The organism is Bacillus sp. Xin1 (assembly GCF_013314535.1).
In the GTDB taxonomy this organism is placed as follows: domain Bacteria; phylum Bacillota; class Bacilli; order Bacillales; family Bacillaceae_G; genus Bacillus_A.
This window is the reverse complement of sequence record NZ_JABUAE010000001.1, coordinates 406,732-423,224: the sequence shown is the minus strand read 5'-3', so window position 1 is coordinate 423,224 and position 16,493 is coordinate 406,732. Positions and strand designations below refer to the sequence as shown.

Annotated in this window: 21 protein-coding genes; 6 read left to right on the top strand and 15 right to left on the bottom strand. The window is 35.9% G+C overall.

Annotation, left to right across the window (positions count from 1 at the left end; all coding sequences use genetic code 11):
* Positions 1-78: 78 nt before the first annotated feature.
* Complete coding sequence (locus tag HRG09_RS02285) at positions 79-363, top strand: lysozyme inhibitor LprI family protein (RefSeq protein ID WP_174099151.1); 285 nt, start codon at positions 79-81, stop codon at positions 361-363.
* 63 nt (positions 364-426) lie between these two features.
* Here HRG09_RS02285 and HRG09_RS02280 read toward each other — a convergent pair whose 3' ends face one another.
* Both HRG09_RS02280 and HRG09_RS02275 read right to left on the bottom strand, forming a co-directional pair.
* Positions 427-972 (bottom strand): hypothetical protein, encoded by a 546-nt coding sequence (locus HRG09_RS02280; RefSeq protein WP_174099150.1) that lies wholly within the window; start codon positions 970-972, stop codon positions 427-429.
* A 108-nt stretch (positions 973-1,080) separates the two neighbouring features.
* A complete protein-coding gene (locus HRG09_RS02275; RefSeq protein WP_001003304.1) occupies positions 1,081-1,500 on the bottom strand; it encodes a MarR family winged helix-turn-helix transcriptional regulator in 420 nt (139 codons plus the stop codon).
* Between the two features lie 160 nt (positions 1,501-1,660).
* On the opposite strand from HRG09_RS02275, the gene HRG09_RS02270 reads away from it, so the two are divergent.
* Together HRG09_RS02270 and HRG09_RS02265 are read left to right on the top strand one after the other, a co-directional pair.
* The gene (locus HRG09_RS02270; RefSeq protein WP_174099149.1) at positions 1,661-2,323 is read left to right on the top strand and encodes an SIMPL domain-containing protein; all 663 of its coding nucleotides are present in this window, start codon (positions 1,661-1,663) and stop codon (positions 2,321-2,323) included.
* A gap of 136 nt (positions 2,324-2,459) precedes the next feature.
* On the top strand, positions 2,460-3,749 hold the full coding sequence (locus tag HRG09_RS02265) for an NCS2 family permease (protein WP_174099148.1): 1,290 nt from the start codon (positions 2,460-2,462) through the stop codon (positions 3,747-3,749).
* A gap of 40 nt (positions 3,750-3,789) precedes the next feature.
* Here the strand turns inward: HRG09_RS02265 and corA are convergent, their stop codons facing one another.
* From corA to spoIIM, 9 genes are all read right to left on the bottom strand, one after another.
* Positions 3,790-4,740 (bottom strand): magnesium/cobalt transporter CorA, encoded by a 951-nt coding sequence (gene corA / locus HRG09_RS02260; RefSeq protein WP_174099147.1) that lies wholly within the window; start codon positions 4,738-4,740, stop codon positions 3,790-3,792.
* A gap of 72 nt (positions 4,741-4,812) precedes the next feature.
* On the bottom strand, positions 4,813-6,117 hold the full coding sequence (locus HRG09_RS02255) for a pyrimidine-nucleoside phosphorylase (RefSeq protein ID WP_174099146.1): 1,305 nt from the start codon (positions 6,115-6,117) through the stop codon (positions 4,813-4,815).
* 7 nt (positions 6,118-6,124) lie between these two features.
* Entirely contained in the window at positions 6,125-6,946 is an 822-nt protein-coding gene (locus tag HRG09_RS02250; RefSeq protein ID WP_174099145.1) for a purine-nucleoside phosphorylase, read from the bottom strand.
* Between the two features lie 12 nt (positions 6,947-6,958).
* A complete protein-coding gene (deoB, locus tag HRG09_RS02245; RefSeq protein WP_174099144.1) occupies positions 6,959-8,143 on the bottom strand; it encodes a phosphopentomutase in 1,185 nt (394 codons plus the stop codon).
* A 365-nt stretch (positions 8,144-8,508) separates the two neighbouring features.
* Positions 8,509-9,249 (bottom strand): FixH family protein, encoded by a 741-nt coding sequence (locus tag HRG09_RS02240; protein WP_174099143.1) that lies wholly within the window; start codon positions 9,247-9,249, stop codon positions 8,509-8,511.
* Positions 9,250-9,733: 484 nt separating this feature from the next.
* On the bottom strand, positions 9,734-10,624 hold the full coding sequence (gene xerD / locus HRG09_RS02235) for a site-specific tyrosine recombinase XerD (protein ID WP_174099142.1): 891 nt from the start codon (positions 10,622-10,624) through the stop codon (positions 9,734-9,736).
* Positions 10,625-10,630: 6 nt separating this feature from the next.
* Positions 10,631-10,861 (bottom strand): YqzK family protein, encoded by a 231-nt coding sequence (locus tag HRG09_RS02230; RefSeq protein WP_174099141.1) that lies wholly within the window; start codon positions 10,859-10,861, stop codon positions 10,631-10,633.
* Positions 10,862-10,965: 104 nt separating this feature from the next.
* Positions 10,966-11,421, bottom strand: a complete 456-nt coding sequence (gene fur / locus HRG09_RS02225) for a ferric iron uptake transcriptional regulator (protein WP_174099140.1) — start codon at positions 11,419-11,421, stop codon at positions 10,966-10,968.
* Positions 11,422-11,527: 106 nt separating this feature from the next.
* Positions 11,528-12,145: a stage II sporulation protein M gene (gene spoIIM / locus HRG09_RS02220; protein WP_375335742.1), complete on the bottom strand. Its 618-nt coding sequence runs from the start codon at positions 12,143-12,145 to the stop codon at positions 11,528-11,530.
* A 155-nt stretch (positions 12,146-12,300) separates the two neighbouring features.
* On the opposite strand from spoIIM, the gene HRG09_RS02215 reads away from it, so the two are divergent.
* Positions 12,301-12,852, top strand: a complete 552-nt coding sequence (locus tag HRG09_RS02215) for a GNAT family N-acetyltransferase (RefSeq protein WP_174099138.1) — start codon at positions 12,301-12,303, stop codon at positions 12,850-12,852.
* A 22-nt stretch (positions 12,853-12,874) separates the two neighbouring features.
* Here HRG09_RS02215 and HRG09_RS02210 read toward each other — a convergent pair whose 3' ends face one another.
* Positions 12,875-13,414: an NUDIX hydrolase gene (locus tag HRG09_RS02210; protein ID WP_174099137.1), complete on the bottom strand. Its 540-nt coding sequence runs from the start codon at positions 13,412-13,414 to the stop codon at positions 12,875-12,877.
* Between the two features lie 74 nt (positions 13,415-13,488).
* Here HRG09_RS02210 and mciZ point away from each other — a divergent pair, with 74 nt between their 5' ends.
* Positions 13,489-13,617, top strand: coding sequence for a Z-ring formation inhibitor MciZ (mciZ, locus tag HRG09_RS02205; RefSeq protein ID WP_174099136.1), 129 nt, complete (start codon positions 13,489-13,491; stop codon positions 13,615-13,617).
* Between the two features lie 53 nt (positions 13,618-13,670).
* Positions 13,671-14,585, top strand: coding sequence for an aldo/keto reductase (locus HRG09_RS02200; RefSeq protein WP_174099135.1), 915 nt, complete (start codon positions 13,671-13,673; stop codon positions 14,583-14,585).
* Between the two features lie 29 nt (positions 14,586-14,614).
* Here the strand turns inward: HRG09_RS02200 and HRG09_RS02195 are convergent, their stop codons facing one another.
* The 3 genes from HRG09_RS02195 to HRG09_RS02185 form a co-directional block, all read right to left on the bottom strand.
* Positions 14,615-15,442 carry an aldo/keto reductase gene (locus HRG09_RS02195; protein WP_174099134.1) on the bottom strand — a complete coding sequence of 276 codons (828 nt, stop codon included), beginning with the start codon at positions 15,440-15,442 and terminating at the stop codon, positions 14,615-14,617.
* A 144-nt stretch (positions 15,443-15,586) separates the two neighbouring features.
* The gene (locus tag HRG09_RS02190) at positions 15,587-16,111 is read right to left on the bottom strand and encodes a GrpB family protein (protein WP_174099133.1); all 525 of its coding nucleotides are present in this window, start codon (positions 16,109-16,111) and stop codon (positions 15,587-15,589) included.
* A gap of 67 nt (positions 16,112-16,178) precedes the next feature.
* Positions 16,179-16,442 carry a YqkE family protein gene (locus HRG09_RS02185; protein WP_174099132.1) on the bottom strand — a complete coding sequence of 88 codons (264 nt, stop codon included), beginning with the start codon at positions 16,440-16,442 and terminating at the stop codon, positions 16,179-16,181.
* Positions 16,443-16,493: the final 51 nt, after the last annotated feature.

Below are 16,493 nucleotides of genomic sequence, written 5' to 3'. Positions count from 1 at the left end.
GATGCTAGCGGATTAAGTAAAGCAGAGTTTCTTAATGAATTGTCCTCTTTAGAAAAACAAGAGAAACATTCAGAAAATATGGTTACTACAGTAGACATACGAGCGGAAATTAATAACAACTATCAGTTATGGGACAATAAACTGAATGAAATTTATCGTGTATTAAAAAATAACATGCCAGCTAATGCATTTGAAACTCTGAAAAGCAAACAAATTGCATGGATTAAAGCGAAGGAAAGTAGAGTTCAAGCAATTATAAATGATCCAAACAACGGAACAATGGCATTAATAGAGGCTGACGAAGCAAGCTATACAATGACAAAAGAAAGATGTTACGAATTAGTGAATTCTTATATGAACTAAATCAACAAGGCACTGCTTTCATGCAATGCCTTGTTATATACATCTCCCATCTAAATAAGGAGGCTATTTCACATTCTCTCTTCTTTTTCCATACTCCTTCTCTTCTTTCATCCCAAATCCATCACCATTCTCTATCATTTGATCTGTAGGAGCTACAATACTTTCAGCAATCCTCCAATCACCTTGTTCTTGTACAAATACTTGAAGAAAGTAATTCATTCCATTCAATTGATATGGAGTTTCTTTTTTCACCTCATAACGAACAGCAACGTAATAAACTTGAACATTTTTATTTTCAAATTTAGAGACATATTGAGATAATCTCGGGATGTAATGTGAAGCCTTTTCAAGGGAAAGCTGTTTTACTTTTACGAGAGAAGAATTCTTGACATTACGCATTGTATCCTGCTCACGAATGTTATTACTATGTTGAAAAAGAATAGCATTCTGCATAGAACGAATCCATAGTTTTGAATATAGAATAGGCTGATCACTCGTAATATAATGTAGTTCTTTTTGTACAACTTGGATTGGTGTTTTTGCATAACTTAACGTGCTTGAGCATATAAAACTTCCAATAATAATTGCAAGTGAAACGATATATTTCATTATTTTTCCTCCGAATACTTTTTACTTAAAGTATTGGAATTTCAAAATATTTTTATTCAAAAGAAAAAGATAGGAAAGCATGTTGCCTCCTATCCTCATTTATCGTAATTATAGTACACGACCAAATAGTTCTAATACCATCTCAACCTCTTGATCGCTCCACTCTTTAAATTTCTCTTTATAGTATTCTTTACGTACAGCTTCAAGTTTTTGTGTAACTTCTTTTCCATGCTCTGTAATTTCTAAATACACGATACGACGATCTGAATCAGAACGTTTTCTCGTTACAAAACCTTTTCGTACAAGCCGATCTGTTACTGCTGTAATATGGCTGGATGTTACATTTACTTCACTAGCTATTTGCGAAGCCATTTGCGGGCTTTTCAAGAATAATGCACGCAATACAGAAAATTCATTATATGGCATATGCTCTGAAAAACGTGTATTGATATCATTTTGTAATAAACGTATCATCTTTCGAAATGATGTAGATAAATCTAAAATCAGCGCTTCCCTTTTTTCGTTCACTAGCCTCGACCCTTTTTCATCATATTTATACATATTATAATCTATAAATACCTACGTTGTATATGTTTTCTTTCCTGTTGATTCTCAATTATGTAACTTTTTACATACAATTTTCTCACACTTTTACTCATATACATATAAAAAAGGACGGTGAGCAAAAATGCAGGTTGGCATGAATCCTTATTCACCCGATGTCCGTAATGGAAAGCAAGCAACGATTACTGTACAAGGAGAAGGCGTTATAAAAGCAAAACCAAATGTTGTTATATTAACAATCGGTATTCGAACAGATAATAAAGATGTCAAACAAGCACAAGAGGAAAATGCAATCCAATCTAATCAATTACTTGCTGCACTTAAACAAATTGGTATCGCCGATAAAGATATAGAAACCATCTCCTATACAATTACTCCTCAATATGAATACGTAAATGAAAAAGCATTATTACAAGGTTACCGAGTAGAGCATTTGTATGAAATTACCGTTTTAAATGTACAGAAAGCTGGGGAAGTATATGATATAGCCGTTACAAATGGAGCAAATGTCGCAAGAGGACTACGCTTCCGTATTTCCCATCCAAACGCGTATTATCAACAAGCACTCTTACAAGCAGTTCAGCATGCTCAAGAAAAGGCTCGCATCATTGCGAATTCATATAATTTAAATATTAATCCTGTTCCTCTATCACTCGTCGAAGAATCAGCACAATTGCCGCGCGAATTTACGACTCATGCTACTTTACAAGCACAAGCTGCTCCTCCAATTCAATCTGGGGAACTAGAAATTATCTCTACTGTTCGTGCGATTTTTACTTATTTGTAGCACCAGTTAGCTTTTAAGTAAACGTTCTCATTTTATTTATTGTAAAAAGATTATGTTCTGATATAATAAAAAACGGTGAGCTCTTTACAAAAGGGATATCACGGGTGGGAGAGGGATATAAAAAAGAAGGTTTAACATGAAAGGAATTCTTGAAAGAACATTTAAATTAGACCTACACCACACATCAACAAAACAAGAAATATTAGCTGGAGTAACGTCATTTTTTACAATCGTTTATATTATGATTGTCAACGCGTCTATTTTATCAGATGCCGGCATTCCACTTGAAGCTGGAATTTTGGCAACTGTTTTTAGTTCATTTGTCGGATGTCTAATGATGGCATTTTGGGCAAATGCACCTGCTATTCTTGTACCAGGTATGGGTGTAAATGCATTTTTCACTTACACAGCTGTGCATACGCTTGGATTAAGTTGGCAAGAGGCATTAGCAGCTGTCTTTATCGCCGGTATTATTTTTGCAATTGCCGCGTTTACACCGATTGCTCGCACGCTTTCACTATCGATTCCAAAATCGTTAAAAGAAGCAATAACTGTCGGCATCGGTTTATTCCTAGCTTTCATCGGATTGCAAAAAGGTGGTTTAGTCGTTTCGCATCCGAACACTGCTGTTGCATTAGGAAAATTAAGTAGCCCTGTTGTTCTTGCAACACTACTTACTCTTATTGTTGCACTTGTCTTATTTATTCGTAACGTACGTGGAAACTTTTTATGGACGATTGCAATTGGAACTGGTATTGCGTGGCTATTTGGTCTTGTTGATACAAGCCAAGTAGGGAATAGCTCATTTTCATTCGCTAACTACGGAGATGTATTCGGAGCTATGTCATTTGGAAAACTTTCTTCCTTACCGTTTTGGATTGCAACATTCTCCTTAAGCATGGTACTTATTTTTGAGAACATGGGGCTATTGCACGGATTATTAGAAGACGATCGTAAATTCCCACGTGCTTATCAAGCAAATGCAATTTCAGCAATGACATGTGGTCTATTTGGCACAAGCCCTACCGTTTCAACAGTAGAAAGTGCTGCAGGTATTGCCGCGGGAGGGAAAACAGGTCTGACGTCTATCGTTACAGGGATGTTATTCTTCGCATCACTGTTTGCTCTTCCGTTTGTCAAATTAATTCCTGATAGTTCCATTGCACCGATCTTAATTATTATTGGTGGTCTAATGATTACAAACATTCTACAAATCCCTCTTAATGACTTTTCAGAAGGATTTCCAGCGTTTTTAATCATCGTTATGATTCCACTCACATATAGCATCGCTGATGGTATTGCGTTCGGATTTATTGCTTATCCTATTTTAAAGGTTGCTCTTGGAAAGCATAAAGAAGTCGCACCGTCCATGTATATTATTACATGCCTATTCTTAGCAATGTTTGTCTTACATGCTATTGGCTAATAAAACAACCGCTAGGGAAACTAAACTTCCTAGCGGTTGTTTACTTAAACCATCCTTTTTTATAAAACCAAACCATCATGCCCCCACCTATAAAGGCCATAAGTGCTAAACAAATAAAATAACCATACTCCCATTTTAATTCTGGCATATTATCGAAATTCATCCCATATACACCAACAATAAATGTTAATGGCATAAAAATAGTCGAGAATACGGTTAATGTTTTCATTATGTTGTTCATATGATGCGAGTTTAACGAAAAGTAACTATCTCGAATATCCGCTGTTAACTCTCGACTTGCTTCAATCATTTCTGAAAGTTTTAATAAATGATCATGAATATCTTTAAAATAAATTTCATGATCACTCACACCATAAAAACGAGTTGAGTTTAAAATACGATACAACAAATCACGCATCGGAATAATCGTACGACGAAGCTTCGATAAATCTGCCCGAATATCGAATACTTCTTCTAGTACACTTCCTGCTGTATCTCCTGTTAAATTATCATCAATCGCATTTAAATGATCCTCAATATAATAAACAGGTGCAAAATAATCATCAACAATTTGGTCAATGATCGTATGTGCTACATGCAAAGGACTCTTCTTAATCCGTTTCTTCTCACCGAGCGTTTTCCACACTCTTTCAATCGCATTATTATGTGAGAAATGGAAAGAGACGATATAACTTTCACTAACAAATAAGTCAATTTCATGTGGCTCTAATCCATCTTCTCCAAATGCATGGAGAACTAAAAAGTTATATCCATCATAGAAATCCACTTTTGGCCTCTGTACATACTCTACACAATCTTCAATCGCCAGGGGATGGAACTTAAAATGATCTCGTAAAATATATGTATACTCTTCTTTTGTTGGCTTATATAAATCAAGCCAATACCATACAATATCTTCTCTCTTTGTATCTTCTAATGAAACATCATATAATACTTCATCTTCTTTCGTTACTGCGCAAATTCTAATCATAATTTCACCCGTTATTATTATAAACAAAAAACAACAAAAAAAGCCAAGGAGAAGGCTCCTTAGCTTTTTAGATTATTTCGTTACAATGCCATGCACGAGTTTCGGTGCATCAACATGGTCTTTCGCAATTTTCATGTTCTCATAAATTTTTGCTTTTACATCTTCTACATTTTCACGGTTTGCGTAAATTGTAACAAGTGAGTCACCTTTTTTCACGCTATCGCCCACTTTTTTGCGAAGCATAAGCCCAACTGCTAAATCAATCTCAGATTCCTTTGTTGCACGTCCTGCACCTAAAAGCATCGCCGCTGTACCAATTTCATCTGCAACAATTTCAGATACGTATCCGTCTTCTTTTGCTTCTACTTCAATTTTGTATTGTGCTTGTGGAAGCTTAGAAGGGTCATCAACAACTGAAGCATCGCCACCTTGTGCTGCTAAGAACGTTTTAAATGCTTCTAACGCTTTTCCATTGTTCATTACTTCAATTAGCTTTTCACGAGCATCTTCTAAAGAAGATGCTTTTCCAGCAAGGTATACCATTTGACTTCCAAGCGTTAAACATAGCTCTTCTAAATCTTTTGGTCCCTTTCCTTGCAGTGTATCAATTGCTTCTTTCACTTCTAATGCGTTACCGATTGCTTCGCCAAGCGGTTGACTCATATCCGAAATTACTGCCATCGTTTTACGGCCAACGTTATTACCAATGCGTACCATTGCTTCTGCTAAACGTTTTGCATCTTCATCTGTTTTCATAAATGCACCTGCACCTGTTTTTACGTCAAGCACAATTGCATCTGCACCAGCAGCAATTTTTTTACTCATAATAGAGCTTGCAATAAGCGGAATAGAGTTTACTGTCGCTGTTACATCGCGAAGTGCATATAACTTTTTATCAGCAGGTGTTAAGTTTCCACTTTGCCCGATAACTGCAATTTTATTTTCATTTACAAGACGAATAAATTCGTCATTTTCAATTTCTACATGGAATCCTGGAACTGCTTCTAATTTATCAATCGTACCACCTGTATGTCCTAAACCACGGCCAGACATTTTTGCAACTGGTACATCTAAAGCAGCTACTAATGGACCTAACACAAGCGTAGTTGTATCACCAACACCACCTGTTGAATGCTTATCTACTTTTACCCCTTCAATTGCTGATAGGTCAATTGTATCACCGCTATTTACCATCGCCATCGTTAAATCAGCACGCTCTTGTTCATTCATATCTTGGAAGAAAATCGCCATTGCAAATGAGCTCATTTGATAATCTGGAATATCACCATTTGTATAGCCTTCTACAATAAAGTTCACTTCTTCTGTCGTTAATGCATGTCCATCACGTTTTTTTGCAATTAGGTCCACCATTCTCATTGTGAACTCACCCCTTCATTTGTTTTACAATTGCTTTTACTAATGCTAAGAAATTAGTTTTAACACGTTCTGTCGTTTCAATTACTTCATCATGATGAAGTGGTTGATCTAAAATACCAGCCGCCATATTTGAAATACAAGAAATACCAAGTACTTTCATACCAGCATGACGCGCTACAATTACTTCCGGTACAGTAGACATACCAACTGCATCTCCACCAACTGTACGAAGCATACGAATTTCAGCAGGTGTTTCATATACAGGACCTGTCATCCCAACGTATACACCTTCTTGTACTTTAATATTTAAGTCCGCTGCAACTTGTTTCGCCATTTCACGAAGTTCTGTCGTATATGATGTAGACATATCAGGGAAACGTACGCCCATTTCAGAATCATTTGGTCCAATTAATGGATTCGTACCCATGAAGTTAATATGGTCTGAAATTAACATAAGATCGCCTGGTTCAAATGATGTATTTACACCACCAGCTGCGTTTGTTACAACAACTGTTTCTACACCTAGTTCTTTCATCACGCGAACTGGGAATGTTACTTTTTGCATGTCGTATCCTTCGTAGAAATGGAAACGTCCTTGCATTGCTACTACTGTTACACCTTGAAGTGTACCAAATACAAGCTGTCCTGCATGACCTTCTACAGTTGATACAGGAAATTCAGGAATTTCACTATATGGTACTGTCACCGCATTTTCGATTTCATCTGCTAATACACCTAGTCCAGATCCAAGGATAAGTCCTACTTGTGGTGTTTCTTGGAATTTCTCTTTTAAGTATGAAGCTGATTTTGTAATAAGTTCACGATTCATGTGTTTATCCCCCTATTTCTTTAAGTCGTTTAAGAAACTTGTTCCGTATTTTGGCATTGTTACATCGAAGTTTTCTGCTACAGTTGCACCAATATCAGCAAATGTTTGGCGAAGTGCTAATTCTTGTCCGCCTTCTTTCATGCTTGGGCTATAAGCTAGTAATGGTACATATTCACGCGTATGGTCTGTACCATGATGAATTGGATCGTTACCATGATCCGCTGTAATGATTAATAAATCATCCTCTTTTAGTTTTTCAAATACTTCTGGAAGACGTGCATCATATTCTTGCAACGCCTCTCCGTATCCTTGAGGATCACGGCGATGACCAAATAGCGCATCAAAGTCAACAAGATTTAAGAAACTTAAGCCTGTAAAGTCCATATTTAATGTATCAACAAGCTTGTCCATTCCATCCATATTAGATTTTGTACGAAGCGATTCTGTTACTCCTTCTCCATCGTAAATATCAGAAATTTTGCCAATTGCAATTACATCATAGTTGCTATCTTTTAACTCGTTCATTACTGTACGACCAAATGGTTTTAATGCATAGTCATGACGGTTTGGTGTACGTGTGAAGTTTCCTGGTTCTCCAACGAATGGACGAGCAATAACACGGCCCACCATATATTTTTCATCCAGTGTTAACTCACGGGCGATTTTACAAATATTATATAACTCTTCAAGTGGTACAACTTCTTCATGGGCCGCGATTTGTAATACGCTATCCGCAGAAGTATAAACAATTAAAGAGCCTGTTTCCATTTGTTCTTGACCAAGTTCATCAAGAATCTCAGTTCCAGAAGCAGGTTTATTACCGATGATTTTGCGCCCTGTTTTTGCTTCTAACTCATCAAGTAATTCTTTTGGGAATCCTTCTGGGAACACTTGGAATGGTTTATCAATGTACAGACCCATAATTTCCCAGTGACCTGTCATTGTATCTTTACCCGTAGATTTTTCTTGCATTTTTGTATAATATCCAAGTGGTTTTTCTACTTTAGAAATCCCTTTCATCTCACGAATGTTACCAAGACCTAATTTCACCATATTTGGCATTTGTAATCCGTTCATATGTTCAGCGATATGACCGATTGTATCAGAACCTACATCACCAAATTTGTCCGCGTCTGGTGCTTCTCCGATTCCTACTGAGTCCATTACGACTAGGAATATACGTTTATATTTATTCATAACTGCAACCTCCTATATGTTCAGTTCTACTTCTTGTAGTATGTGCAAAACGTTGTAAAGTGAAACTGCTATCAGTGAGAATCCTCTCATTTTCCCACTAACTAAACCACTTGTTCAAGTCATTCTCCAACCCTCTTCGCTCTATTTTCAAACGAAGCAAAAAAATTCCCTGTTTTTTCTAAGTCAGATGTCAGACATCTCATGCTGATATCATAACATGTTTACGCTTTCTTTTTAATACATTTTCGTAGAAATTCTTATTTTCTTCACACTTTCTATTGTAATCCATTCTGCACAGAAGTGCTAATGAAATTATGATATATTTCATTACCCTAAAATAAAAAGCAGCTCTTTAGAGCTGCTTTTTATTTTACTTCTACTGTTTCTTCCTTATGTTCGTGAAGCTCACCTTTTCTCACATGCACTTTTACTTTATAAGCACCAGCTTCTTTAAACGTATGTTTACTAACATATTCGCCCTTGTCACCTTCTTTAGCTGGAATATACTCATGTTTTTCAGCGCCATCTTTCCAAATCTCAAGCTGTACTTCAGCACCAGTTAAAGCATCTTCTTTCTGTTTCAAATGAACTTTCATTGTTGATTCAGCATTTGCTTTCACGTCGCCAGCCATAAGATGAATCATTGTGTCACTTTTGTGCTCACCATGACCTGCTTCATGATTACCTTTTTCTTTCTTTACATCCTCAACTTTCGCATTTCCTACAGCTATTTTCACTTCTGGCATTACATGCATTTCACGTGCATTTGTATGTGCAATAACATGATATACACCATCTGACGGGAATGTTTTTTCTACTGCATAAACACCTTTTCCTTTATGCGTTCCATTTAACATTTCGTGTTTTTCTTCGCCATCTTTCCAAATTTCAAATTTCACATCATCAGCATCCGTTACTTTTTCCTTTCCTTGTGTAACAAGAGCCTGTACTTCTGTTTTTTCATTTGGTTTAATTTCTTTCGGATTTGTTTGGACAGCTACTTTTACTTCTTCAAGTTTCTCTTTTTTTGTTGTATCTTCTTCCTTTGTATTACATCCAGCTAATGCTAACATTGCAATAAATAAAGTGATTATAAGTTTTTTCATTATGATTTCCTCCTTTATACTTTATTTAGTATAGAGGATATACCAGTTCATATTCCAGCTTTCTGCTGAAAACAATGTACGAAATGTTTGTGAAGTTTTTGTGAAGCACTTACTTTTTCATACACGTTCTATTATTACTAGATTTGTGCGTTAGCTTTATAAATACAAAATAAAAAACCTTCCTTTTAGATGGGAGAGAGCATCTAGCCATGCATTGAAGCGGTCAGACCCTCTTCCTGCCCCATGCCAAGTTAAAACAAAAGAAGAAGATAAGTGGAGATCTCCTTTTATTTTCATAGCAGCGATTTATATGTTGGAAAATAAAAATGGCTCTGTATAGACTAAGTAACAGATAGAAAGCTCTCACCAATTAGGCTTTTACAGGCGTTCTTCCTCACCTCTCTTCTTACCTTCTCTCTGAACCTTAAGATAGAGGTCATACTCCCCACAAATAGCGAAACAAAATAAAAAAGAGCATAAATTACTATGCTCTCGGGTGGAACTGTTTATATACATCTTTTAATCTAGTTTTTGAAACGTGTGTATAAATTTGCGTTGTAGAAATATCGGCATGTCCAAGCATTTCTTGTACAGCACGCAAATCCGCTCCATTTTCTAATAAATGAGTCGCAAAAGAATGGCGCAGTGTATGCGGCGTAAGCTCTTTTTCTATATTCGCTTCTTTTGCTAGTCGTTTCAAAATCTTCCAAAACCCTTGACGGGACAATCGATTACCGTGATGGTTCAAAAAGAGGGCATCAACTGTTTTTTTTCCTATCAGTTCCCTTCTGCCCTTTTCAATATAGCGTTGAATCGCTTCTGTCGCCAAACTACCTAGTGGGATAATTCGCTCTTTATTCCCTTTTCCTATGCAACGAACAAAACCCATTGTTAAATGAACATCCTCTAAATTTAATGCAATCAATTCAGAAACACGGAGCCCTGTTGCATACAATAGCTCTAACATAGCCTTATCACGAATACCAAATGCACTTGTCGCTTTGGGCGTTTGAAGCAATGCTTCTACTTCATCCACTGACAATACTTTCGGTAATTTCCGCTCGCCCTGAGGCGTTTCAATATGCACAGATGGATCATGTTCTACTACTCTTTCACGAAGTAAAAATTGATGAAACGAACGAATAGAGGCAATGTGACGTGCCAAAGTTTTTGAAGATTTTCCGTTCTCTTTTAAATACTGCAAAAAATTCACAATGTGTATCCTTGTCACTTCATGAAATGTTTTTATTTGCTCAACATTTTGTAAATACTTCACATAACTTTTTAAATCTCGCTCATAGGATACAACTGTATTTCTTGCTAAACCTTTTTCCACAATCATATAATGAATAAAATCTTTTAATTGATCTTCCAATCTACACTACTCCCCATTTTCATAGAAAAAAATTATTCTATTTACAAAAGCATCTTTTTCTGGTTCCTCATTCCCTGATACTTTTTCTACTGTCTCTTCTTTTGGTTTTTCATACCGATGATAACTTTCATATTCTTCATTTATCCATAGTATAGCGAAATAAAACAAAATCGTACAACCTGTAAATAATAAAAATACTTTCATTCCATCAAAAGTTAACTTTAAAGCTCGGCGCATTGTAAACTCCTCCAAGATATATGTTATTACAACATATGCCAAGCTTTCTGCAATTTATACCTAAACTCAAATAAAAAAACCCTTCCTAGCTAAATAGGAAAAGGTTATTTTTCATCCGTTTCATTTTCGTGACAATTTTTACAAAGCCCATGGAAAGTTAAACGATGGTCTTTTACCTTAAAGCTCCAGTCTCGTTCTACTTTTTTCTCCACTTCACCAAGTAAATCCTCTTGAATTTCTTGTACAGCACCGCACTGTGTACAAATTAAATGATGATGGAAACGCTGTGCACCTTCTTGACGTAAGTCATAGCGTGAAACACCGTCTCCGAAGTTAATTTTATCAACAACTTTTAACTCAGATAATAACTCTAAAGTTCGATAGACGGTTGCTAGTCCGATCTCTGGCGACTTTTCTTTTACAAGGAGGTAAACATCTTCTGCGCTTAAATGATCTTCTTCATTTTCTAGCAGCACACGAACCGTTGCTTCACGTTGTGGTGTTAACTTATAGCTCGCTGCATGCAATTGCTTCTTAATTCGTTCAATTCTCTCTTCCATTCGGTACTACTCCCTCCTCGCCACTCTTACACCATTATATCAGAAGAAGAGCTTCTGTCAAAAGAAAAACAATCAAAATAAGTTGATAATTATTCTCATATAGTATTTATTTTTTATTGATAACTTCCACGACTTCTTTCATTAATACCGGTGATGCATAGGCTTCAATGCTAGAAGCAATTGCTAATACCACACCAATAGCAAGAAAGAAACAAGTGTAGCGAATTAATAACGGTAATAGTGGCTCGGTAATTTTCCGAATAAATTGATGCCTAATCATGCGTAAAGAAAAACTTGCAGCAATTGTTGTCATAACAAGAAACGCCGGAATAATAATTAAATTTTGTGGCAACACAGATACAAATGTCAACATCAATCCATTCCATCCGTGCTGACTAACTAAAAAACCTACTGTAAATCCAACAACCACTCCTTTTAAAAATAATAAAATAAAAATAAGTGGCAATCCAATAATTGAAATTCCTAACAGCCAAATAAATCCAATATATTTTAATTGTGAAAAGAAGCTTTCTCGAAACATGTCGCTCGCAATTGCAAATTCTCCTTTGGAAACTTGTCCAAAAAATCGATTCAAATAAAAAGATAAATCTTGTTTTTGACTCACCTCTAGACTATTTACAAGAATAGCTCCAAACACTACACCCATCAATAATAAAACAGAATTAAATATATATAGCGAAGAATTCTCTTGTATATGAGAAATTACACGATCTTGCCAAGTTTTTCGTAACATTTTTTCTTCCCTCCGTTCACACTCTTATTAAAATGTATGAAAGAAAGAAAAAAGTATGATTAATTAAGATTGAAATTCCGCTCCACTTTGCTAAACTTAAAAGTAGAGAATAGGAGGGATTTTGCTTGAAACCATTATTATTAGATTTTCCAACATTATTTCAAACTGAGCGCCTGCAAGTACGCAAACCATTTCCAGGTGATGGAACAGAGGTATATGAAGCAGTTCAAGCTTCTTTAGAAGACTTACAGCCATGGATGTCAATTACATCCGAGACAGAAGAAACTGCCGAAGAAACCGTTCGAGAAGCTCACGGGCAATTTTTACTTCGTGAAACATTGGCTTTTCATTTATATGATAAAATATCTGGTACATTTATTGGAGCTCTTACCCTTCATCCAGAAGACTGGGATATTCCAAAGTTTTCAATTCGTTTCTGGTTACATAGCGCTTATACAAAACAAGGTTATATGACAGAAGCAGTGAAAGGTGCTGTCCAGTTTGCTTTTGATAAGCTTGGTGCAAGACGACTTGAAATTCGCTGCGATGCTACAAATGTAAATGCATGTGCTTTAGCAGAACGACTAGAATTTATTTTAGAAGGTACATTAGAAAACGATTTTCTTGCTCCAGATGGCAGCTTACGTGACACACGCGTGTATGCAAAAATTAATTAAAACACTCGCCTTAGGCGAGTGTTTATTTTTGTAATTGCAAATATTGTACAGCGAACATCGTCTTTGCATCATGGATACGCTGATTTTTCATAAGTTCAACAGCTTCTTCTAATGAAACTTCCATCAATTCCACAAATTCATCTTCATCTAAAGCTGCTTTATTTTCTTTTTTCTTTAATCCTGTTGCTTTGTATACATATAAAATCTCATCAGCAAAACCTGGTGATGTATAAAAAGATGTGATGAATTCCATTTTGTCACATACATATCCTGTTTCTTCTTCTAGTTCACGAATCGCTGTTACCTCTGGCTTTTCTCCAGGCTCTAATTTCCCCGCAGGAATTTCAACAATCTCTTTTTCAAGTGCCTTACGGTACTGCTCAACAAGCACGATTTTCTCTTCATCTGTAACAGCGATGATAGCAACAGCCCCAGGATGATTTACAATTTCACGTTTACTCACTTCTCCATTTGGCAATACTACATCATCAACACGAACTTTAATAACTTTTCCATCAAAAATTGGTTCAGTTGCAACTGTTCTCTCTGCAAGATTACTCACAATATTTCATCTCCCTATTCTATTTCCTAATTGTTCTTCATACATTTTACCACACTGAAAGGAGCGTGATAAAAATGAAAGTGTATATTTTACCAAACAGCATCACATTGGTCGGAAAGGCTTGGCAAATTCGTAATAAACTAAAGCAATATGGAAAAGAGTACGCAACTGTGCAAGACTGGATTACTGCAAGCAAAAAGTAAACGTTTGTCAACCTTCTTCCGCTTTCGTACAATATAACTAAGGAGGTTGACCGATGAAAAAACGACAATTAGGAAACTCAGATTTGTATATTACTGAAATGGGACTTGGCTGTATGTCTCTTGGCACAGAAGAAAACCAAGCTATTCGCATCATCGATGAAGCGATTGATTTAGGAATTAACTTTTTTGATACAGCAGATTTATACAATTATGGATTAAATGAAGAATTTGTTGGAAAAGCGCTTAAGGGAAGAAGGGATCAAATTGTTCTGACAACGAAAGTCGGAAACCGCTGGACCGATGAAAAAAACGGCTGGTCTTGGGACCCTTCTAAAGCTTATATAAAGGCACAAGCAAAGGAAAGTTTACGCCGCCTCCAAACAGATTATATTGATTTATATCAACTTCACGGCGGGACAATAGAAGATCCTATCGATGAAACAATCGAAGCGTTTGAAGAATTAAAAGAAGAAGGTATCATTCGACAGTACGGAATTTCTTCTATTCGTCCAAATGTCATTCGTGAATATGCAAAACGCTCTAACATTGTTAGCATATTAATGGAGTACAGTCTATTAAATCGCCGGCCCGAAGAATGGTTTTCATTCTTACAAGACAATCAAATTAGCGTAATTGCTCGCGGGCCACTCGCGAAAGGGTTATTAACTGACAGTAATGAAAGAAAAGTAGAAAAAGTGAAAGAAAAAGATTATCTTTCTTATTCTTATAACGAATTAACAAAAACTTTAGCTTCTGTAACAGAAATTACAAACACTCATTCATTAACCGAAACAGCGATTCAATATTGTTTACATGACCCAGCTGTTGCCGCTGTTATTCCAGGCGCTAGTTCTATTCAGCAATTACGAGAGAATGTACAAGCTACAATTCAATCTTCACTAACACCTGAAGAATATAAACAAATTCAAGCAGTGGTTAAATCTGATACATACACATTACACCGCTAAAAAAACGCTACCTCTTCGGTAGCGTTTTTTTACATTGTATCGTATTTATCAGGATTCGTTCCAACATGTAAATTACGATCGAGCGTATCAATTTGCTTCATCTCTTCTTCTGTTAATGAAAAATCAAAAATCGTAAAGTTTTCTTGAATGCGAGATGGTGTAACAGATTTAGGAATTGTTACAATGCCACTTTGAATATCCCAGCGTAAAATAATTTGAGCAGGCGTTTTTTCATACTTTTTAGCAATCTCTTGAATAATTCGATGCTGAAATACTTCGCCACCTCTCATTAGCGGGCTCCATGCTTCCATTTGAATTTGTTCATTTTGACAAAAGTTACGTAATTCAAACTGTGCAAGCATCGGATGAAGTTCTACTTGGTTCACCATCGGCTTCACATTACAATTTGGCAGAAGTTGTTCTAAATGGTGCTGATGAAAATTTGAAACACCAATTGCACGCACCTTTCCTTCTTCATATAACTTTTCAAGAGCGCGGTATGTATCTATGTATTTCCCTCTTATTGGCCAGTGAATTAAATATAAATCCACATAATCCATTTGTAATTTCTTTAAACTTTTTTCAAATGCTTGAAGTGTTGTTTCATATCCTTGATCGTCATTCCATACTTTTGTCGTAATAAATAACTCTTCACGTGCGATTCCTGATTCACGAATCGCTTCTCCGACACCGCTTTCATTTTCATATACAGTCGCTGTATCAATAGAGCGATATCCAACTTCTAAAGCCGTTTTTACTGCTTGTTTTACTTCTTCTCCTTCTTTTGCTTTATATACACCTAAACCAAGCATCGGCATTTTCACGCCATTATGAAGTGTAGTTGTTGGAATATACATGATTGCTCCTCCTTCTTCTCTCTTTTGAATGATATAGAGAGATGGCATAAAATTTTTATAACCGTCACCTTATTTGAACAAGATTTATAGAAAAAGTCAAAATATATACAGTTAACATAATATTTTTATAAAAATAACTTATGCTTACTCGTTCGTGTTCTTTTCTAACCACTGTTTTGCTTTCTCATCAATATTCCGTACAAAATCAGTCTTTCCTTCTGTATATCTCTCTCCATTACATATAAATTTTTCTGCTAAGTCTTTCTTTAATGCTGCATAAGCTTCCGCCTCTTCACAATGCGCCATCATATAATCACGAAACGCTAAATGACGTGTAATTTCTGGATTACCTGCTTCGAAAACATGTAAATGGTACGACCTTTTTTCTTCAGTTCCATGAATAAAAAAATGCCGACCTGTAATCCCATTTTCGCCTTTTACAATATAACCAAGTTCTTCAAAACACTCGTTCCAATTATCTACCCTCTCAATATCTTCCACTTCCATAATCATATCAACAATCGGTTTTGCTGCGAGTCCTGGTACCGATGTACTTCCAATATGATGTACCTTAACTGATTCTGGCATCGCTATTGCCAACCGCTTTGCCTCTATTTGAAATTTCTCATTCCAATGATTTTCATATGGAACTACTACAATTTTCCTCATGCCAATCCCCTTTTCTATCACATTGTAAAAAAATCATCAGGGCAATCCCACTGATGATTTTTTTGTATTATTTAAAGTCTTTCCAAGTGAGGTTACTTTCACTTAATAGTTCTTCAAATGATTTATTCTTTTCGCGTTCTTTTTGCTCCTTACGCTTTCTCTCTTGCTCTTCTATTTCTTTTTGCTCCGCTCTTACTTGTAATTCTTTCTTCTTACTTTTTAATTGATCCATTAATGACGCATTTAATTGATCACCAATTGTAATGGATTCCTTATCTGTCTGATTCATTTGCGTTTGTCTTTGCATTTGTCTTTGTTTCTTTTTCTTCATGAATTGCTCACCTTTTACTTTTTTCTCCATTATAGGGGAAATGACTCCCTC